Here is a 14,729-nt window from a genome sequence, read left to right as displayed (position 1 = left end):
GGAGTGAACATGGGCTTCAAGAAGCTGCTCGCGAGCCTCGGTGCCGGTGGTGCGTCCGTCGAGACGGAGCTGACCGAGCTGAACGTCGTGCCGGGCGGGGTAGTCCAGGGCGAGGTGCGGCTCCAGGGCGGGTCCGTCAACCAGCGGATCGAAGGTCTCTCGGTCGGCCTTCAGGCGCGTGTCGAGGTCGAGGGGAACGACCAGGAGCTCAAGCAGGACATCGAGTTCACCAAGCAGAGCATCGGCGGCGCCTTCGAGGTGCAGGCCGGGGCGGTGCATGTGGTGCCGTTCGGTCTGGAGATCCCGTGGGAGACCCCGATCACGACGATCGACGGTCAGCAGCTGCGCGGGATGAACATCGGGGTGACCACGGAGCTGGCGATCGCGCGGGCGCTGGACTCCGGCGATCTCGACCCGATCAATGTCCACCCGCTGCCCGCGCAGCAGGCCATCCTGGACGCCTTCATCCAGCTCGGGTTCCGCTTCAAGGCCGCGGACATGGAGCGTGGTCATATCCGCGGGACGCGCCAGCGGCTGCCGTTCTACCAGGAGATCGAGTTCTTCGCGCCGCAGCAGTACCGCGGGCTCAACCAGGTCGAGCTGACCTTCGTCGCGGACGACCGTGAGATGGACGTCATCCTGGAGATGGACAAGAAGCCGGGGCTGTTCACCGAGGGCAGCGACTCGTTCCGGTCCTTCCAGGTCGGCCTGGGCGACTTCCAGGGCACCGACTGGGCCGCCTATCTCAACCAGTGGCTCGCCGAGGTGGGTGGCCGTCGCAACTGGTTCTGATCACGGCCTTTAGGCTCGGCGTCGCAGGGCGGATCCGCCGGCACACGGGCCGGCGGGACGGCCGATTCGGAGGTTCAGACGTTGACCGAGGGCAAGAGGGCTCCGCTCCCTCATGACTTCCATCCGCAGGTGCCGTCGTTCACGGTGGTGAGTGAGGACATCGCGCCCGGGGCGGTGCTGAAGGACGCGCAGGTCTACGCGGCCGGGAACACCTCACCGCAGCTGCGCTGGGAGGGCTTCCCCGCGGAGACCAAGAGTTTCGCCGTGACATGTTTCGATCCCGACGCGCCGACCGGCAGCGGGTTCTGGCACTGGGTGCTCTTCGACATCCCGGCGTCGGTGACCGAGCTGCCGGCGGGTGCGGGCAGCGGTTCGTTCGAGGGGCTGCCCAAGGGCGCGGTGCACGCGCGGAGCGACTACGGGTCGAAGGACTTCGGGGGCGCGGCGCCGCCGGCCGGGGATCCGGCACACCGGTATGTGTTCACGGTGTACGCCGTGGACACCGAGCGGCTGGGGCCCGACAGTGACGCCTCGCCCGCGTTCGTCGGCTTCAATCTGCGATTCCACACGCTTGCTCGTGCGCAGCTCATCGGCGAGTACGCCGCTCCGGCCAAGAGCTGACCGTTTTCCTTTTGTTTGCCCTGCCCTGGTCTTGGAGAGACCAGGGCAGGGCACTTTTTATTGTGTTGTCCCCCTCGGCGTGCCCGGCCAGAGTTGATCCCAGCCCGCCAGGTGGTGGGCCGGCACACGGGAGGTGGGCGGGATGCGGGACACGCTGGTACTGAATGCGAGCTTCGAGCCGCTGTCGACGGTGACACTCAACCGTGCGGTGGTGCTGGTGCTCCAGGACAAGGCCGTTGTCGAGCAGGCTCATCCCGGTCTCCGTGTCCGTGCGGCCACCATGGAGCTTCCGGTGCCCCGGGTGATCCGGCTCTGCCGCTATGTGCGGGTGCCCTTTCGAAGACAGGCCCCGTGGTCGAGGCGGGGTGTTCTGGTACGGGACCAGCACCGGTGCGCGTACTGCGGCAGACGCGCGACGACGGTGGACCATGTGGTGCCGCGGTCCCGGGGTGGCGCCGACAGCTGGCTGAATACCGTCGCTTCCTGCGCCGAGGACAACCACCGCAAGGCCGACCGTACGCCGGAGCAGGCGGGGATGCCGTTGCTGCACGACCCGTTCGTACCGTCCCCGGCGGACGCGATGCTGCTGTCGCTGCGGGCGGGTGAGCGTTCGGAGCTGCCGCAGTGGCTGATAGGCGTGCGGTCCGCCGCGTAAGGCCCACGACGACGTACGGCGAGAGCCCGCTCCCGGATCCGGGGGCGGGCTCCTGTGTGTCCGCGCGTCTTCGGTGTCAGCCGTAGCGGCGGATCAGGAGCTGTGCGATGGCGACCGCGCCGACGGCGACGATCAGCGCGCGCAGCGCGACCGGTGGCAGACGGCGGCCGACCCTGGCGCCGATCTGGCCGCCCAGCGCGGAGCCGACGGCGATGAGTACGACGGCCGTCCAGTCGAAGTGGGCGACGAAGAGGAAGTAGAGCGCGGCGATGCTGTTGACGACGGCGGCGAGGATGTTCTTGACGGCGTTGAGGCGTTGCAGGCTGTCGTCGAGCAGCATGCCCATCAGGGAGAGGTAGATGATTCCCTGGGCCGCCGTGAAGTAGCCGCCGTAGACGCTGGCGAAGAGGAGTCCGGCGAACAGGAGCGGACCGCCGTCGAGGCGGGCGCTGGTGCCTCTGCGCCGGCGGCGGGCCTGGACGGCCTTGGTGAGCCGGGGCTGGAAGATCACCAGGGCGAGGGCGATGGTGACCAGGACGGGCACGATCGTCTCGAAGGCCGTCGAGGGCAGGACGAGCAGCAGTGTGGCGCCGGTGAGACCGCCGGCGAGTGCGGCGACGCTCAGCCGCAGCACCCGGCGGCGCTGGCCGGCGAGTTCGGCGCGGTAGCCGATGGCTCCGCTGATCGAACCCGGTATGAGTCCAAGGGCGTTGGAGACGGTCGCGGTGACCGGTGGGAGGCCGGTCGCCAGCAGGACGGGGAAGGTGATGAGGGTGCCGGAGCCGACGATGGTGTTGATGGTCCCGGCACTGATGCCCGCGACGAAGACGGCGAGCATCTCCCAGATGGTCACAGCACGCTGCCCCTTCGGTGATCGGTGCGGTATGCACCGATCATGCACGAAGGGGCAGTACGGTCAGTCCAGCGGGGGGTCCTGGCGGCGCTCCTTGCCGGTGTCGAAGCCCGGCATCCCGCCGCCGAGATTACCGAAGGCACCGCTGAGTCCCTTGAGGGCGTCGCCGATCTCGCTGGGCACGATCCAGAGCTTGTTGGCGTCTCCCTCGGCGATCTTGGGGAGCATCTGGAGGTACTGGTACGAGAGCAGCTTCTGGTCGGGGTCGCCCGCGTGGATCGACTCGAAGACCGTACGGATCGCCTGGGCCTCGCCCTCGGCGCGCAGGGCCGCGGCCTTGGCCTCGCCCTCCGCGCGGAGGATCGCGGACTGCTTCTCGCCCTCCGCGGTGAGGATCTGCGACTGGCGGATGCCCTCGGCGGTGAGGATCGCGGCGCGCTTGTCACGGTCGGCGCGCATCTGCTTCTCCATCGAGTCCTGGATGGAGGTCGGCGGTTCGATGGCCTTCAGCTCGACGCGGTTGACGCGGATGCCCCACTTGCCGGTGGCCTCGTCGAGGACGCCGCGCAGCGCCGCGTTGATCTCCTCACGGGAGGTGAGGGTCCGCTCCAGGTCCATGCCACCGATGATGTTGCGGAGCGTGGTGACGGTGAGCTGTTCGATCGCCTGGATATAGCTGGCGACTTCATAGGTCGCCGCGCGGGCGTCGGTCACCTGGTAGTAGATGACGGTGTCGATGTTGACGACCAGGTTGTCCTGCGTGATCACCGGCTGCGGCGGGAAGGGGACGACCTGCTCGCGGAGGTCGATCCGGTTACGGATCGAGTCGATGAACGGGACCACGATGTTCAGGCCCGCGTTGAGAGTTCGGGTGTAGCGGCCGAACCGCTCCACGATGGCGGCGCTTGCCTGCGGGATGACCTGGATCGTCTTGATCAGGGCGATGAATACAAGCACCACCAGGATGACCAGGACGATGATGATTGATGGCATCGCGTATCTCGGGCCCTTCGCTGCCGGATGTTCTGATGATCGAGTTTCTCAGACCAGGAGCGTGTATGGGGAGCGTTCCACAGGGTTGGCTCACATCACCACGGCTGTCGCACCGTCGATTTCGACCACATCGACCTGCTGGCCGGGTTCGAACGACGCGTCCGCGTCGAGGGCGCGCGCCGACCAGACCTCACCGGCGAGCTTGATACGTCCATCACGGCCGTCGACACGTTCGAGAACGATGGCCTGTCGGCCTCTCAGCGCGTCAATTCCCGTGGCCGCTCCGGGACTGGAGCCGCGTTGCCGGCTCGCGATACGGCGGACCACCACGGTGAGCGCGACGGACACCACGGCGAATACGAGGACTTGGGCCACCACGGTGCCGCCCAGCGCGGCGGTGACGGCGGCGGCGACCGCCCCGGCGGAGAACATTCCGAACTCGGGCATCGCGGTCAGAACGAGCGGAATCCCCAGACCGACGGCGCCGATCAGCCACCACACCCACGCTTCGATTTCCACCTGGTCATGGTAGGTCCGGCGATCCCTGTCGGGACAGGGGTGATATCCGGTCAGCCGAGCGGCGTTGCCGGCGTCAGCGGAGCGGCAGTCCCTGCGCCGTCCAGCGGTCACCGTTGCGCTCGACGACGAGCGGGAGACCGAAGCAGAGGGAGAGGTTGCGGGAGGTCAGTTCCGTCTCCATGGGTCCGGCGGCGAGCACCTTGCCCTGACGGATCATGAGGACATGGGTGAAGCCCGGCGCGATCTCCTCGACGTGGTGGGTCACCATGATCATGGAGGGGGCGTACGGATCGCGGGCGAGACGGCCGAGCCTGCGCACGAGGTCCTCGCGCCCGCCGAGGTCGAGACCGGCCGCGGGCTCGTCCAGCAGGAGCAGCTCCGGGTCGGTCATCATCGCGCGGGCGATCAGGGTGCGCTTGCGCTCGCCCTCGGAGAGGGTGCCGAATCTGCGGTCGAGGTACTCGGTCATGCCCAGCCGGTCGAGGAAGGCGCGGGCGCGCTGCTCGTCGACCTCGTCGTAGTTCTCGTGCCAGGTCGCGGTCATGCCGTACGCGGCGGTCAGCACGGTCTGGAGGACGGTCTGGCGCTTGGGCAGCTTCTCGGCCAGGGCGATGCCCGCGATGCCGATGCGCGGGCGCAGGTCGAAGACGTCCACCTTGCCGAGCCGGTCGCCGAGGATGGTCACCTGCCCGCCGGTCGGGAAAAGGTAGCTGGAGGCGAGATTGAGCAGGGTGGTCTTCCCCGCGCCGTTGGGGCCGAGGATCACCCAGCGCTCCCCCTCCTTGACCGACCAGGAGACATCGTCCACCAGAGCGCGTCCGTCGCGGACCACGGATACGTCCACCAGCTCCAGTACATCGCTCATGAGCGCGTTGTCTCCCCATGCAATCGTCTTGAGGTTCCGGGTGCGCCTGTGGGCGCATCTCCCCGGAAAATCTACGCCACCGGTCGAGTGGTCCGGCCCTGAGGTCCGTTCCCTAGGCTGGGTCCATGCATTCGCAACCACGCTCAGGACTGCTGGCCGCTTGGGGAAACGCCCTTCTGGCCGGGTTTGTATCGCCGGACGACGCCGTGCTCGCCGTGGTCGGTGATGACGCGCCGCACCGGGTGGAGGGGCTGCCGGGCGAGGCCGGTCCTGTCGGGCTCACGCTGGCGCTGGGGCGGCTACGGGCGCTCGGGGTGACGGGATACCGGGTGGCGCTGCCCGTACCGGGACATCCGCTGGGGCTGAGCGGACCTCCGGAGTTCAATGCCCGCGCGCTGGAGGCCGAGGAGGCCGTCGTCGCGACGGGTGCGCCGTACGGTCTGGTGCCCGAGGTCACCTCGGTGGGCCCGGAGGGGGACCGCCATACCGAGGTCCTCTGGCACTGTCTGCCGGTACGGGAGGCCCCGCCGGCGGATGTGCCCTCGCTCGGGGAGGCGGAGCGTGAGCTGGCCGAGGCGCTGCGGGAGGCGACGGAGGTGATCTCACGGCTGGACGTGGCGGCCTCGGGCCCGGTGGCGGAGGCGGCCCTGGACGCGTACCGGGCACGGGCGGAGCGGGGCCGCGAGGTACTGGCGCCCGGTTACCCGCCGCGTGCGGTCCGGGTCCTCGAACTGGCGGAGCGGGTCGGACTGCTGGTCTCGCTGGCGTACGAGCACGGGCACGGCGGTGCGGTGAGCGCGTCGGAGATGGCGGCGCGCGGAGCGGCCCTGCGCCCGGTCGAGCGGGTGGCCCGACGGGCGCGGGTCGCCTCGTACAACGCGTACGTGGAGGAACGGCAGAGGCAAGAGCCGCATTTTTAAGGGGCTCGGTCCGCCTCCGGGCCCCCTTTTTTGAGGGCTCGGTTCGCCTCCGGGCGCTTTCTGCCACTGTCGACGGTCGACCGTGCTCGGTCCGCTCGTTCCTCACGGACCTGCACGCGCTCTCCCTTTCGACAGCGGCGCGCCCTTCGGCTCACTCGCCGGCGGCCGTGCGCGGCCCGAACGCATCCGTACCCCAGGGGCGGCCGGGGCGGGCCCCACCCGGATCCCGGTCACCTCGGCCGCCTCGGGACGCGGACATGTTCCGGCCGCTGTCGCCCGCCGGCGAGTGAGCCGAAGGGGCGCGTCGGCGCCGAAAAGGAGAACGCGCACAGGCCGTGAGGAACGACCGGACCGAGCACGATCGACTGTCGGCGCCGACAAAAAGCGCCCCGGAGGCGAACCGAGCCCAAAAAAGGGGGGGCCGACCCGGGGCTCAGCCCTAGTGGTTGACCGAGTGGTTGCCGAAGGCCGGGTTCAGCAGGCCGATCACGTTGACCGTGTTGCCGGTGAGGTTCAGCGGGATGTGCACCGGGACCTGGATGGCGTTGCCGGAGCCGACACCCGGGGAGTTCTTCGCCGTGCCGAGGGCGTGGGCGCCGCCATCCGTGGCGAACGCGGCACCGGCGGAGGCGCCCGCCGCGAGGCCGGCGGTGACGAGGACCAGAGCGGCCTTCTTGGCAACCTTCATGGGATGTTCCTTAATCGTGTGATCAATGACCACGGCAGTACGCCGTGGTTACGCCATGAAGAACGCCCGAGCGGCGGTCAGGATGCGCCGTGTGGGTGACATACACACGACGGTATGAATCTCAGACCGGAGGACGACGGTCCGCTTCGGCCGCTTCAGTCCGCCGCCCCATGTCGGACGGCCCAGAGCGCCGCCTGCGTACGGTCCGAGAGATCCAGCTTCATCAGGATGTTCGAAACGTGCGTCTTGACAGTTTTCTCCGAGAGCGTCAGCGCACGGGCGATCTCCCGGTTGGAGCGCCCGTCGGCGATCAGTCCGAGCACCTCCCGCTCCCGCTCGGTGAGCGAGGTCCCTCTGCCCTGGCCGGTGCCGGAGTCGTCCTGGGCCAGCAGCGCGCCCGCGACCTCCGGCTGGAGCAGCACATGGCCCGCGTGGACGGAGCGGATCGCGCCCGCCAGCGCCTCGGGGTCGATGTCCTTGTACACATAGCCGCAGGCCCCGGCCCGCAGGGCGGGGACCACGGTGCGCTGCTCGGTGAAGCTGGTGACGATCAGCACTCGGGCCGGACTGGCCTGCTCACGGAGCTTGCGCAGCGCCTCGATACCGTCCATACCGGGCATCTTGATGTCCATCAGTACGACATCGGGATGCAGTTCCCCGGCGCGGGCGACCCCCTCGGCGCCGTCCGACGCCTCGCCCACCACTTCGATGTCGTCCTGGATCTCCAGGAACGTGCGCAGTCCGCGGCGGACCACCTGGTGGTCGTCGACCAGCAGAACGCGGATCGCCCGCCCGCGCCCCGCCGCCGTCCCGTCGGCGGAGCGCTCCACGGCGCCCCTGCCCTCTTCAGCCACCGGGCACCTCCATCTCGATCGTGGTGCCCTGTCCGGGCGCCGATTTCACCCTGAGTCTGCCGCCCACACCGCTCGCCCGGTCGCGCATCGAGACCAGCCCGAGATGGCGGCCCGCCCTGCGGACCGTCCGGGGCTCGAAGCCCTTGCCGTTGTCGGTGACGCTGAGGACCGCGCCCTGGCCCCGGCGGGCGAGGGCGACCCCCACCCGGTCGGCCCCCGAGTGCCGCAGCGCGTTGTGCAGTGCCTCCTGGGCCACCCGCAGCAGCGCCTCCTCCTGGGCCGCGGGCAGGGCCCGTATCCCGGAGGTGCCGAAGGTGACCTCGGCCGAGTGGGCGCGGTCGAGCACCTGGACATGGTTGCGGAGCGTATGGACGAGCCCGTCCTCGTCGAGGGCCGCGGGGCGCAGCTCGACCACGGCGGCGCGCAGCTCGTCGGCGGCCTCGGCGGCGAGAGCGGCGACCTGCTGGAGTTCGCCCTTGGCGCGGACCGGGTCGCGGTCGACCAGGGCGGCGGCGGCCTGGGCGGTCAGCCGGAGCGAGAAGAGCTTCTGGCTGACCGCGTCGTGGAGTTCATGCGCGAGGCGCGAGCGCTCCTCGGCGATGGTGAGTTCGCGGCTGCGCTCGTACAGCCGGGCGTTGGTGAGGGCGATCGCGGCGTGCTGGGCGAGGATCGCGAGGAGTTCCTCGTCCTCCTCGGTGAATCCGCAGCGCCGGCCGCGGGAGGACTCCGCCCGGGGGCAGCGCTTGTTGGCGAGGAAGAGCGCGGCGAGCGTCTCGTCACCGTCCCTGACCGGCAGGCCGAGGAAGTCGGACATGTCGGGGTGGGCGGAGGGCCAGCCCCCGAACCGCGGGTCCCTGCGCACATCGGCGAGACGCTCGGTCTTCTCCTCGTGGAGCATCGCCGCGAGGATGCCGTGCTGGCGGGGCAGCGGCCCGATGGCCCGCCACTGTTCGTCGCTGACGCCGTCCACCACGAACTGGGCGAAGCCGCCGTGGTCGTCCGGGACACCGAGCGCCGCGTACTCGGCGTCGAGCAGTTCGCGGGCCGAGGCGACGATCGTCTTGAGGACGTCACGCACCTCCAGACGTCTGCTCATCGCGAGAAGCGCGCTGCTCACGGCGGCGAGGCCGGAGCCGGGTCGGTGACTCATGTTTTCACCGTACCGGCGGGTCGGGCAGCCCGTATCCGCCTCGCGACCGCCTCCGGCCGGGGCCGATGACCTAGGACCGGCCTAGGCCCGACCTCGGCGCGGCCTCGGCGCGGCCTAGGGCGAATGCCCTGAGTGGACAGGGCCCGCGTCCGAGGCGATGAGGAGGGCGGCGTTCCTACGTTGGGTGGCGTCGGCGGGCACCGGAGCGCGCCGATCCGGCGGAAGGAGCGGATGTCATGCCCGTAGCGATCATCACGGGGGCTTCGAAGGGACTGGGGCGCGCGCTGGCCGTGGCGCTGGCCCGGAGCGGCTGGGATCTGGTGCTGGACGCCCGGACCGCGCCCGCACTGGAAGGGGCGGCCGGCGAGGCGAGGGCGTACGGAACACGGGTGGTGGCGCTCACGGGGGATGTCACGGACGCCGTGCACCGGGAGGAACTGGTGACCGCCGCCGCCGGACTGGGGGCGCTCGATCTGCTGGTGAGCAATGCCAGCGCGCTGGGCGCGGAGCCGCTCGTACGGCTGGACGCGCTGCCGCTGCACGGACTGCGGACGGCGCTGGAGACCAATGTGGTCGCGGCGCTCGGCCTGGTGCAGCGGGCGCTGCCGCTGTTGCGCGCGGGCACTCCGGGCGCGGTGATCACGGTCAGTTCGGACGCGGCGGCGGAGGCGTACGGGACCTGGGGCGGTTACGGGGCGTCGAAGGCGGCGCTGGACCAGCTCGCCGCCGTGCTCGCGGTGGAGGAGCCGGAGCTGCGGGTGTGGAGCGTCGACCCGGGCGACATGGGGACGGACCTCTATACGGCGGCCGTGCCGGACGACCCGGATCCGCGGCCGGATCCGGAGTCGGTGGTGCCCGGTTTTCTGCGGCTGCTGGAGCGGCGCCCGCCGAGCGGCCGGTACACGGCTCCCGCTCTGCGGGACGTGACCGTATGAGGCGCCCGACGGCGGGGTGGGCGACGAGGCGGGAGGGCGCGGGGATGCCGCGGGCGCTGCGTGCGCTGCGGGTGCCCGAGGAGCTGTCGGCGCGGGTCCCGGCGGAACAGCGCGGCTCGGGCAGGGACGATGTACGTCTGCTGGTCTCCCGGGGCACCGACGTGACTCATCACACTTTCCCTGAGCTGCCTGATCTGCTCCGGGCCGGGGATGTGCTGGTGGTCAACACGTCGGCGACGCTGCCGGCCGCGGTCAACGGGCGGCTGGGCGGCGCGCGGGTCGTGACGCACTTCTCGACCCAGGGTGACGACGGCCGGTGGGCGGTGGAACTGCGCACACCGTCGCCGGCCGGGGCGGCCGGGGCGGGCACCACCGTGCCCAGGGCCGGGGGCCCTGCCGGGGCGGTCGTACGGCTGCCGGGCGGCGAGCGGCTCGTACTGGAGGAGCCCCTGGACCCGGAGGGGGTCCGGCTGTGGTGGGCGCGGGTCTCGTGCCCCGATGTGCCGGGACTGCTGCGCCGCTACGGGCGGCCGATCCGGTACGGGTACACGGAGCGGGACCAGCCGCTGTCCGCGTATCAGACGGTCTTCGCGCTCCCCTCCCCCGACGGCTCGGGCTCCGCGGAGATGCCGAGCGCGGGCCGTCCCTTCACCGCGGGGACGGTCAGGGAGCTGGTGCGGCGGGGAGTGCGGTTCGCCCCGCTGGCGCTGCATACGGGGGTGGCGTCGGCGGAGGCGCACGAGCCGCCGTACCCGGAGCGCTTCGAGGTGCCGGAGACGACGGCCCGGCTGGTGAACGCCGCCGCGGCGGGCGGCGGAAAGATCATCGCGGTCGGTACGACGGCGGTACGGGCCCTGGAGTCGGCGGCCGGGACCGACGGTGTGGTGCGGGCGGCCTCGGGATGGACGGATCTGGTGATCACGCCCCGGCGCGGGGTGCGCGCCGTGGACGGGCTGCTGACCGGGCTGCACGAGCCGGAGGCCTCGCATCTGCTGATGCTGGAGGCGATCGCCGGGCGCGCGGCGCTGGAGCGGGGTTACCAGGAGGCGCTGGAACATCTCTATCTCTGGCACGAGTTCGGGGACGTCCATCTCGTCCTCCCGGACGAGACCGCTCACTCATCGCATTGCTGAAGCAACGAACGGTCATATCGCCCCACCCCCGATGTGAGCCCGCACATAGGACGTGGATCACTTACGAAGCCGTCTAGTCGATGAACAAAGGGGTGTGAGCGTGGCGTAAACGGGCATTTGGACGCCGGTTGAGCGCCCCGCCGCACTACCCAGGGTCGTACGTCACACCTTTGCCACAGGATTTTGCTGCCGCTAAGAATTGCGTTCGTCGCCGCCGAGCTGGCTGGCCAACCGGCCTTCGCGACTCCCCGCAATTCGAAGAGGTACGTCTTTCATGTTCTCGTCACGCATCGCTGATCTCCGTAGCCTGAACAGGACCACGACCCGCAAGGCTTCGATCGCAGGCATCGCCGCCGCAGGTGTCGCGGCCGTCACGTTCTCGCTGGTTCCCGGTGGCAACACCGGCGCCGACACCCATGTCGCCAGCGCGCCCGTGGCCTGGTCGAGCACCCAGGGCGGTGTGCACAGCTCGGCCCTGAAGGCGAGCGCGGCGAAGGAGATCACCGCCGTCAAGACGGCCGACAGCAAGCCCGCCAAGGCGGCCTACCCGGACAACCTGGACGGGTGGATCCGCGAGGCGCTGTCGATCATGAAGAAGAACGGCATCCCCGGCTCGTACGAAGGGCTGCACCGCAACATCCTCCGCGAGTCCAGCGGTAACCCGAAGGCCATCAACCTCTGGGACATCAACGCCAAGAACGGCATACCGTCTAAGGGTCTGCTCCAGGTCATTCCGCCGACGTTCCAGGCGTACCACGTCAAGGGCACCCCGTTCGACATCTGGGACCCGGTCGCCAACATCGTGGCCGCCGCCAACTACGCCGCGGACAAGTACGGTTCGATGGACAACGTCAACAGCGCCTACTGAGCCGAACGGCGCTGAGGGCACAGAAGCCACGAGGGCGGCACCCACACGGGGTGCCGCCCTCCGGCGTATGCGTATATCCGCGGCGTACGCGCGTGTTCGCGCGTACGCGTACGCGGGTGACCCCCGCCCGCGCGCTACTTGCGCATGACCTCCGGCTCATGACGGCGCAGCAGCCGCGACACCGCGAACCCGCAGACCACCCCGATGAACAGCAGGATGCCGATGTTCATCCCCCACTGGCTCGCCGAGTGCTCCCACAGCGGGTCCAGATTGGTGGGGTTGTCCTGGTCCCACGGCGGCATGAGGTGTGCCAGATCGAGGGTCGAGCCCGCGCCCGCGATGGCCCAGCGGGACGGCATCAGCCAGGCGAACTGCTCCAGCCCCGGCGAGTCGTAGACCTGGAAGAGGATGCCGGTGAAGACGACCTGGACGATCGCGAACATCACCAGCAGCGGCATGGTCTTCTCGGCGGTCTTCACCAGCGAGGAGATGACCAGGCCGAACATCATCGAGGTGAAGCCGAGGGCGATCACGACCAGGCAGATCTCGACGGCCGGCGGCATGATCAGGCCCTCTTCGGGCAGGGTGCGGGTGGCGAAACCGATACCGCAGATGATGACGCCCTGGATGGCCGTGATCACACCGAGCGTGATCACCTTGGACATCAGATAGGCGGAGCGGGAGAGGCCGGTGGCCCGTTCCCGTTCGTAGATCACCCGTTCCTTGATCAGTTCTCGTACGGAGTTGGCCGCGCCCGAGAAGCACATACCGACCGCGAGGATCAGCATGATCGTGCCCGCGTCGCCGTTGAACTGGGACGGCGCCTCCGGCGGGCCGAGGCCGAACTTCGCCGGGATGACGACGCTGACCACCCCGAGCACGGCCGGCAGGATCACCATCAGCGCCATGAAGCCCTTGTCCGACGCGATGACCGAGGCATAGCGGCGGATCAGTGTCAGCAGCTGGGAGACCCAGCTCTGCGCCTTCGGCGGACGCATCTGCTGCGGCGGCGGCATATGTACGGACTGTGCCGCGACGGCGTCGATGTCGGCGGCGTACATCTGGTAGTGCTGCGAGCCACGCCAGCGGCCCGCCCAGTCGTAGTCGCGGTAGTTCTCGAAGGCGGAGAAGACATCGGCCCAGGTGGTGTAGCCGAAGAAGTTGAGCGCCTCCTCCGGCGGGCCGAAGTACGCCACGGCGCCGCCGGGGGCCATCACCAGCAGCTTGTCGCAGAGCGCCAGTTCGGCCACGGAGTGGGTGACCACCAGGACCGTACGGCCGTCGTCGGCGAGACCGCGCAGCAGCTGCATGACATCGCGGTCCATGCCCGGGTCGAGACCTGAGGTCGGCTCGTCCAGGAAGATCAGCGACGGCTTGGTGAGCAGTTCCAGTGCCACGGAGACACGCTTGCGCTGACCGCCGGAGAGCGAGGTGATCTTCTTGTTCTTGTGGATGTCGAGCTTCAGCTCGCGCAGCACCTCGTCTATCCGGGCCTCGCGCTCGGCCTCGGCGGTGTCACCGGGGAAGCGCAGCTTGGCCGCGTACTTGAGCGCCTTTCTGACGGACAGCTCCTTGTGCAGGATGTCGTCCTGCGGGACCAGACCGATGCGCTGGCGCAGCTCGGCGAACTGCTTGTACAGATTCCGGTTGTCGTAGAGGACATCGCCCTGGTCGGCGGGGCGGTAGCCGGTGAGCGCCTTGAGCAGCGTGGACTTGCCGGAGCCGGACGGACCGATGACCGCGATCAGCGACTTCTCCGGGACACCGAAGGAGACGTCCTTGAGGATCTGCTTGCCGCCGTCGACGGTCACCGTGAGATGACGGGCGGAGAAGGAGACCTCGCCGGTGTCGACGAACTCCTCCAGGCGGTCGCCGACCAGACGGAACGTCGAGTGGCCCACGCCGACGATGTCGTTGGGGCCGATCTGTACGGTGCCGGACTTGGCTATCGGCTGGCCGTTGACATAGGTGCCGTTGTGGGAACCGAGGTCACGGATCTCGAACCGGCCGTCGGGCGTCGCCGTGAACTGGGCGTGCAGCCGCGAGACCTGGAGGTCGGCGACGACCAGTTCGTTCTCCAGCGCGCGGCCGATACGCATCACACGGCCGAGGGAGAGCTGGTGGAACGTGGTCGGGCTGCGGTCGCCGTACACCGGCGGGGCCCCCGCGGCACCGCCGGAGGCCGGGGCCTGCTGCGGGAAGGAGGCACCGGGGCCGCCGCCCTGGTGAGGACCCTGCTGGTGCGGGCCCTGCTGGTGCGGGCCCTGCTGGTGCGGCACCTGTCTCTGCCGCGGCGGCGCCTGGCCGTGCTGCTGCGGTGTCCCCGGCTGCTGCTGCCAGGCCTGTTGCCCCTGCGCGGATGCCTGCTGAGCCTGCTGGGCCTGCTGGGCCTGCTGGGCCTGCTGCCAGTCCTGCTCCGCCTGCTGTGTCTGAGCCGGTCCCTGTGCGCCGTACGCACCCGCACCCGCACCCGCGCCCGCCGCTCCGCCGCCGGTGAGGCTGAGCCGGGGTCCGTCGGTGGCGTTGCCGAGATACACGGCCGAGCCGGGTCCGATGTCCAGCCGCTGGATGCGCCGGCCCTGCGCATAGGTGCCGTTGGTGCTGCCGTGGTCCTCGATGACCCAGTTCCGGCCGCCCCAGCTGATGGTGGCATGGCGCCACGAGACCCTGGCGTCATCGATCACCAGGTCACCCTGGGGGTCGCGGCCCAGGGTGTACGACCTGGACGGATCGAGTGCCCAGGTCCTTCCGTTCAATTCAAGTACGAGTTCCGGCACTCCATGCCCCACTTGTTGTCCCCCGATTGTCCCCCGTTCGCAGGGAGTCTAGGGATGGCGAACATCGTGAGGAACTATTTCAGGCTCGCTCGGCCGCGGGAAAGCC

Annotated in this window: 15 protein-coding genes; 7 read left to right on the top strand and 8 right to left on the bottom strand. The window is 69.8% G+C overall.

Translation table 11 applies throughout. The annotated features are described in order from the left end of the window. Positions 1-9: 9 nt before the first annotated feature. The 3 genes from OG214_RS30070 (at position 10) to OG214_RS30060 (ending at position 2,068) form a co-directional block, all read left to right on the top strand. On the top strand, positions 10-792 hold the full coding sequence (locus OG214_RS30070) for a sporulation protein (RefSeq protein ID WP_363085180.1): 783 nt from the start codon (positions 10-12) through the stop codon (positions 790-792). Positions 793-873: 81 nt separating this feature from the next. After that, positions 874-1,413 (top strand): YbhB/YbcL family Raf kinase inhibitor-like protein, encoded by a 540-nt coding sequence (locus OG214_RS30065; RefSeq protein WP_405986501.1) that lies wholly within the window; start codon positions 874-876, stop codon positions 1,411-1,413. A 142-nt stretch (positions 1,414-1,555) separates the two neighbouring features. Beyond that, positions 1,556-2,068 carry an HNH endonuclease gene (locus tag OG214_RS30060; protein ID WP_363085182.1) on the top strand — a complete coding sequence of 171 codons (513 nt, stop codon included), beginning with the start codon at positions 1,556-1,558 and terminating at the stop codon, positions 2,066-2,068. Between the two features lie 76 nt (positions 2,069-2,144). On the opposite strand, the gene OG214_RS30055 is transcribed toward OG214_RS30060, so the two are convergent. The 4 genes from OG214_RS30055 to OG214_RS30040 all read right to left on the bottom strand — a co-directional run bounded on the left by OG214_RS30055 (position 2,145) and on the right by OG214_RS30040 (position 5,298). After that, complete coding sequence (locus OG214_RS30055) at positions 2,145-2,921, bottom strand: sulfite exporter TauE/SafE family protein (protein WP_405986500.1); 777 nt, start codon at positions 2,919-2,921, stop codon at positions 2,145-2,147. 63 nt (positions 2,922-2,984) lie between these two features. Continuing rightward, entirely contained in the window at positions 2,985-3,914 is a 930-nt protein-coding gene (locus OG214_RS30050) for an SPFH domain-containing protein (protein ID WP_129769718.1), read from the bottom strand. Between the two features lie 90 nt (positions 3,915-4,004). Next, positions 4,005-4,433, bottom strand: coding sequence for an NfeD family protein (locus OG214_RS30045; protein ID WP_363085184.1), 429 nt, complete (start codon positions 4,431-4,433; stop codon positions 4,005-4,007). A 73-nt stretch (positions 4,434-4,506) separates the two neighbouring features. After that, entirely contained in the window at positions 4,507-5,298 is a 792-nt protein-coding gene (locus OG214_RS30040) for an ABC transporter ATP-binding protein (protein ID WP_363085185.1), read from the bottom strand. 125 nt (positions 5,299-5,423) lie between these two features. On the opposite strand from OG214_RS30040, the gene OG214_RS30035 reads away from it, so the two are divergent. Beyond that, positions 5,424-6,218, top strand: a complete 795-nt coding sequence (locus OG214_RS30035) for a hypothetical protein (RefSeq protein WP_363085186.1) — start codon at positions 5,424-5,426, stop codon at positions 6,216-6,218. Between the two features lie 439 nt (positions 6,219-6,657). Here OG214_RS30035 and OG214_RS30030 read toward each other — a convergent pair whose 3' ends face one another. The 3 genes from OG214_RS30030 to OG214_RS30020 form a co-directional block, all read right to left on the bottom strand. After that, a complete protein-coding gene (locus tag OG214_RS30030) occupies positions 6,658-6,906 on the bottom strand; it encodes a chaplin (protein ID WP_363086177.1) in 249 nt (82 codons plus the stop codon). 155 nt (positions 6,907-7,061) lie between these two features. Next, a complete protein-coding gene (locus tag OG214_RS30025; RefSeq protein WP_363086179.1) occupies positions 7,062-7,736 on the bottom strand; it encodes a response regulator transcription factor in 675 nt (224 codons plus the stop codon). Positions 7,737-7,752: 16 nt separating this feature from the next. After that, positions 7,753-8,910, bottom strand: a complete 1,158-nt coding sequence (locus OG214_RS30020; protein WP_383041815.1) for a GAF domain-containing sensor histidine kinase — start codon at positions 8,908-8,910, stop codon at positions 7,753-7,755. Between the two features lie 236 nt (positions 8,911-9,146). Between OG214_RS30020 and OG214_RS30015 the strand changes: the two genes are divergently transcribed. The 3 genes from OG214_RS30015 to OG214_RS30005 all read left to right on the top strand — a co-directional run bounded on the left by OG214_RS30015 (position 9,147) and on the right by OG214_RS30005 (position 11,846). Further along, positions 9,147-9,845, top strand: coding sequence for an SDR family NAD(P)-dependent oxidoreductase (locus tag OG214_RS30015; protein WP_405986499.1), 699 nt, complete (start codon positions 9,147-9,149; stop codon positions 9,843-9,845). Further along, the gene (locus OG214_RS30010; RefSeq protein WP_405986498.1) at positions 9,842-10,978 is read left to right on the top strand and encodes an S-adenosylmethionine:tRNA ribosyltransferase-isomerase; all 1,137 of its coding nucleotides are present in this window, start codon (positions 9,842-9,844) and stop codon (positions 10,976-10,978) included. The genes OG214_RS30015 and OG214_RS30010 overlap by 4 nt, the downstream gene beginning before the upstream one ends. Positions 10,979-11,252: 274 nt before the next feature. Beyond that, entirely contained in the window at positions 11,253-11,846 is a 594-nt protein-coding gene (locus OG214_RS30005) for a transglycosylase SLT domain-containing protein (RefSeq protein ID WP_405986497.1), read from the top strand. Between the two features lie 134 nt (positions 11,847-11,980). Here the strand turns inward: OG214_RS30005 and OG214_RS30000 are convergent, their stop codons facing one another. After that, positions 11,981-14,623, bottom strand: a complete 2,643-nt coding sequence (locus tag OG214_RS30000; RefSeq protein WP_405986496.1) for an FHA domain-containing protein — start codon at positions 14,621-14,623, stop codon at positions 11,981-11,983. Positions 14,624-14,729: the final 106 nt, after the last annotated feature.

This window comes from Streptomyces sp. NBC_00872 (assembly GCF_045161915.1).
Lineage (GTDB): Bacteria > Actinomycetota > Actinomycetes > Streptomycetales > Streptomycetaceae > Streptomyces.
The sequence above is the reverse complement of the archived record's forward strand: the minus strand, read 5'-3'. Positions and strand labels throughout refer to the sequence as shown.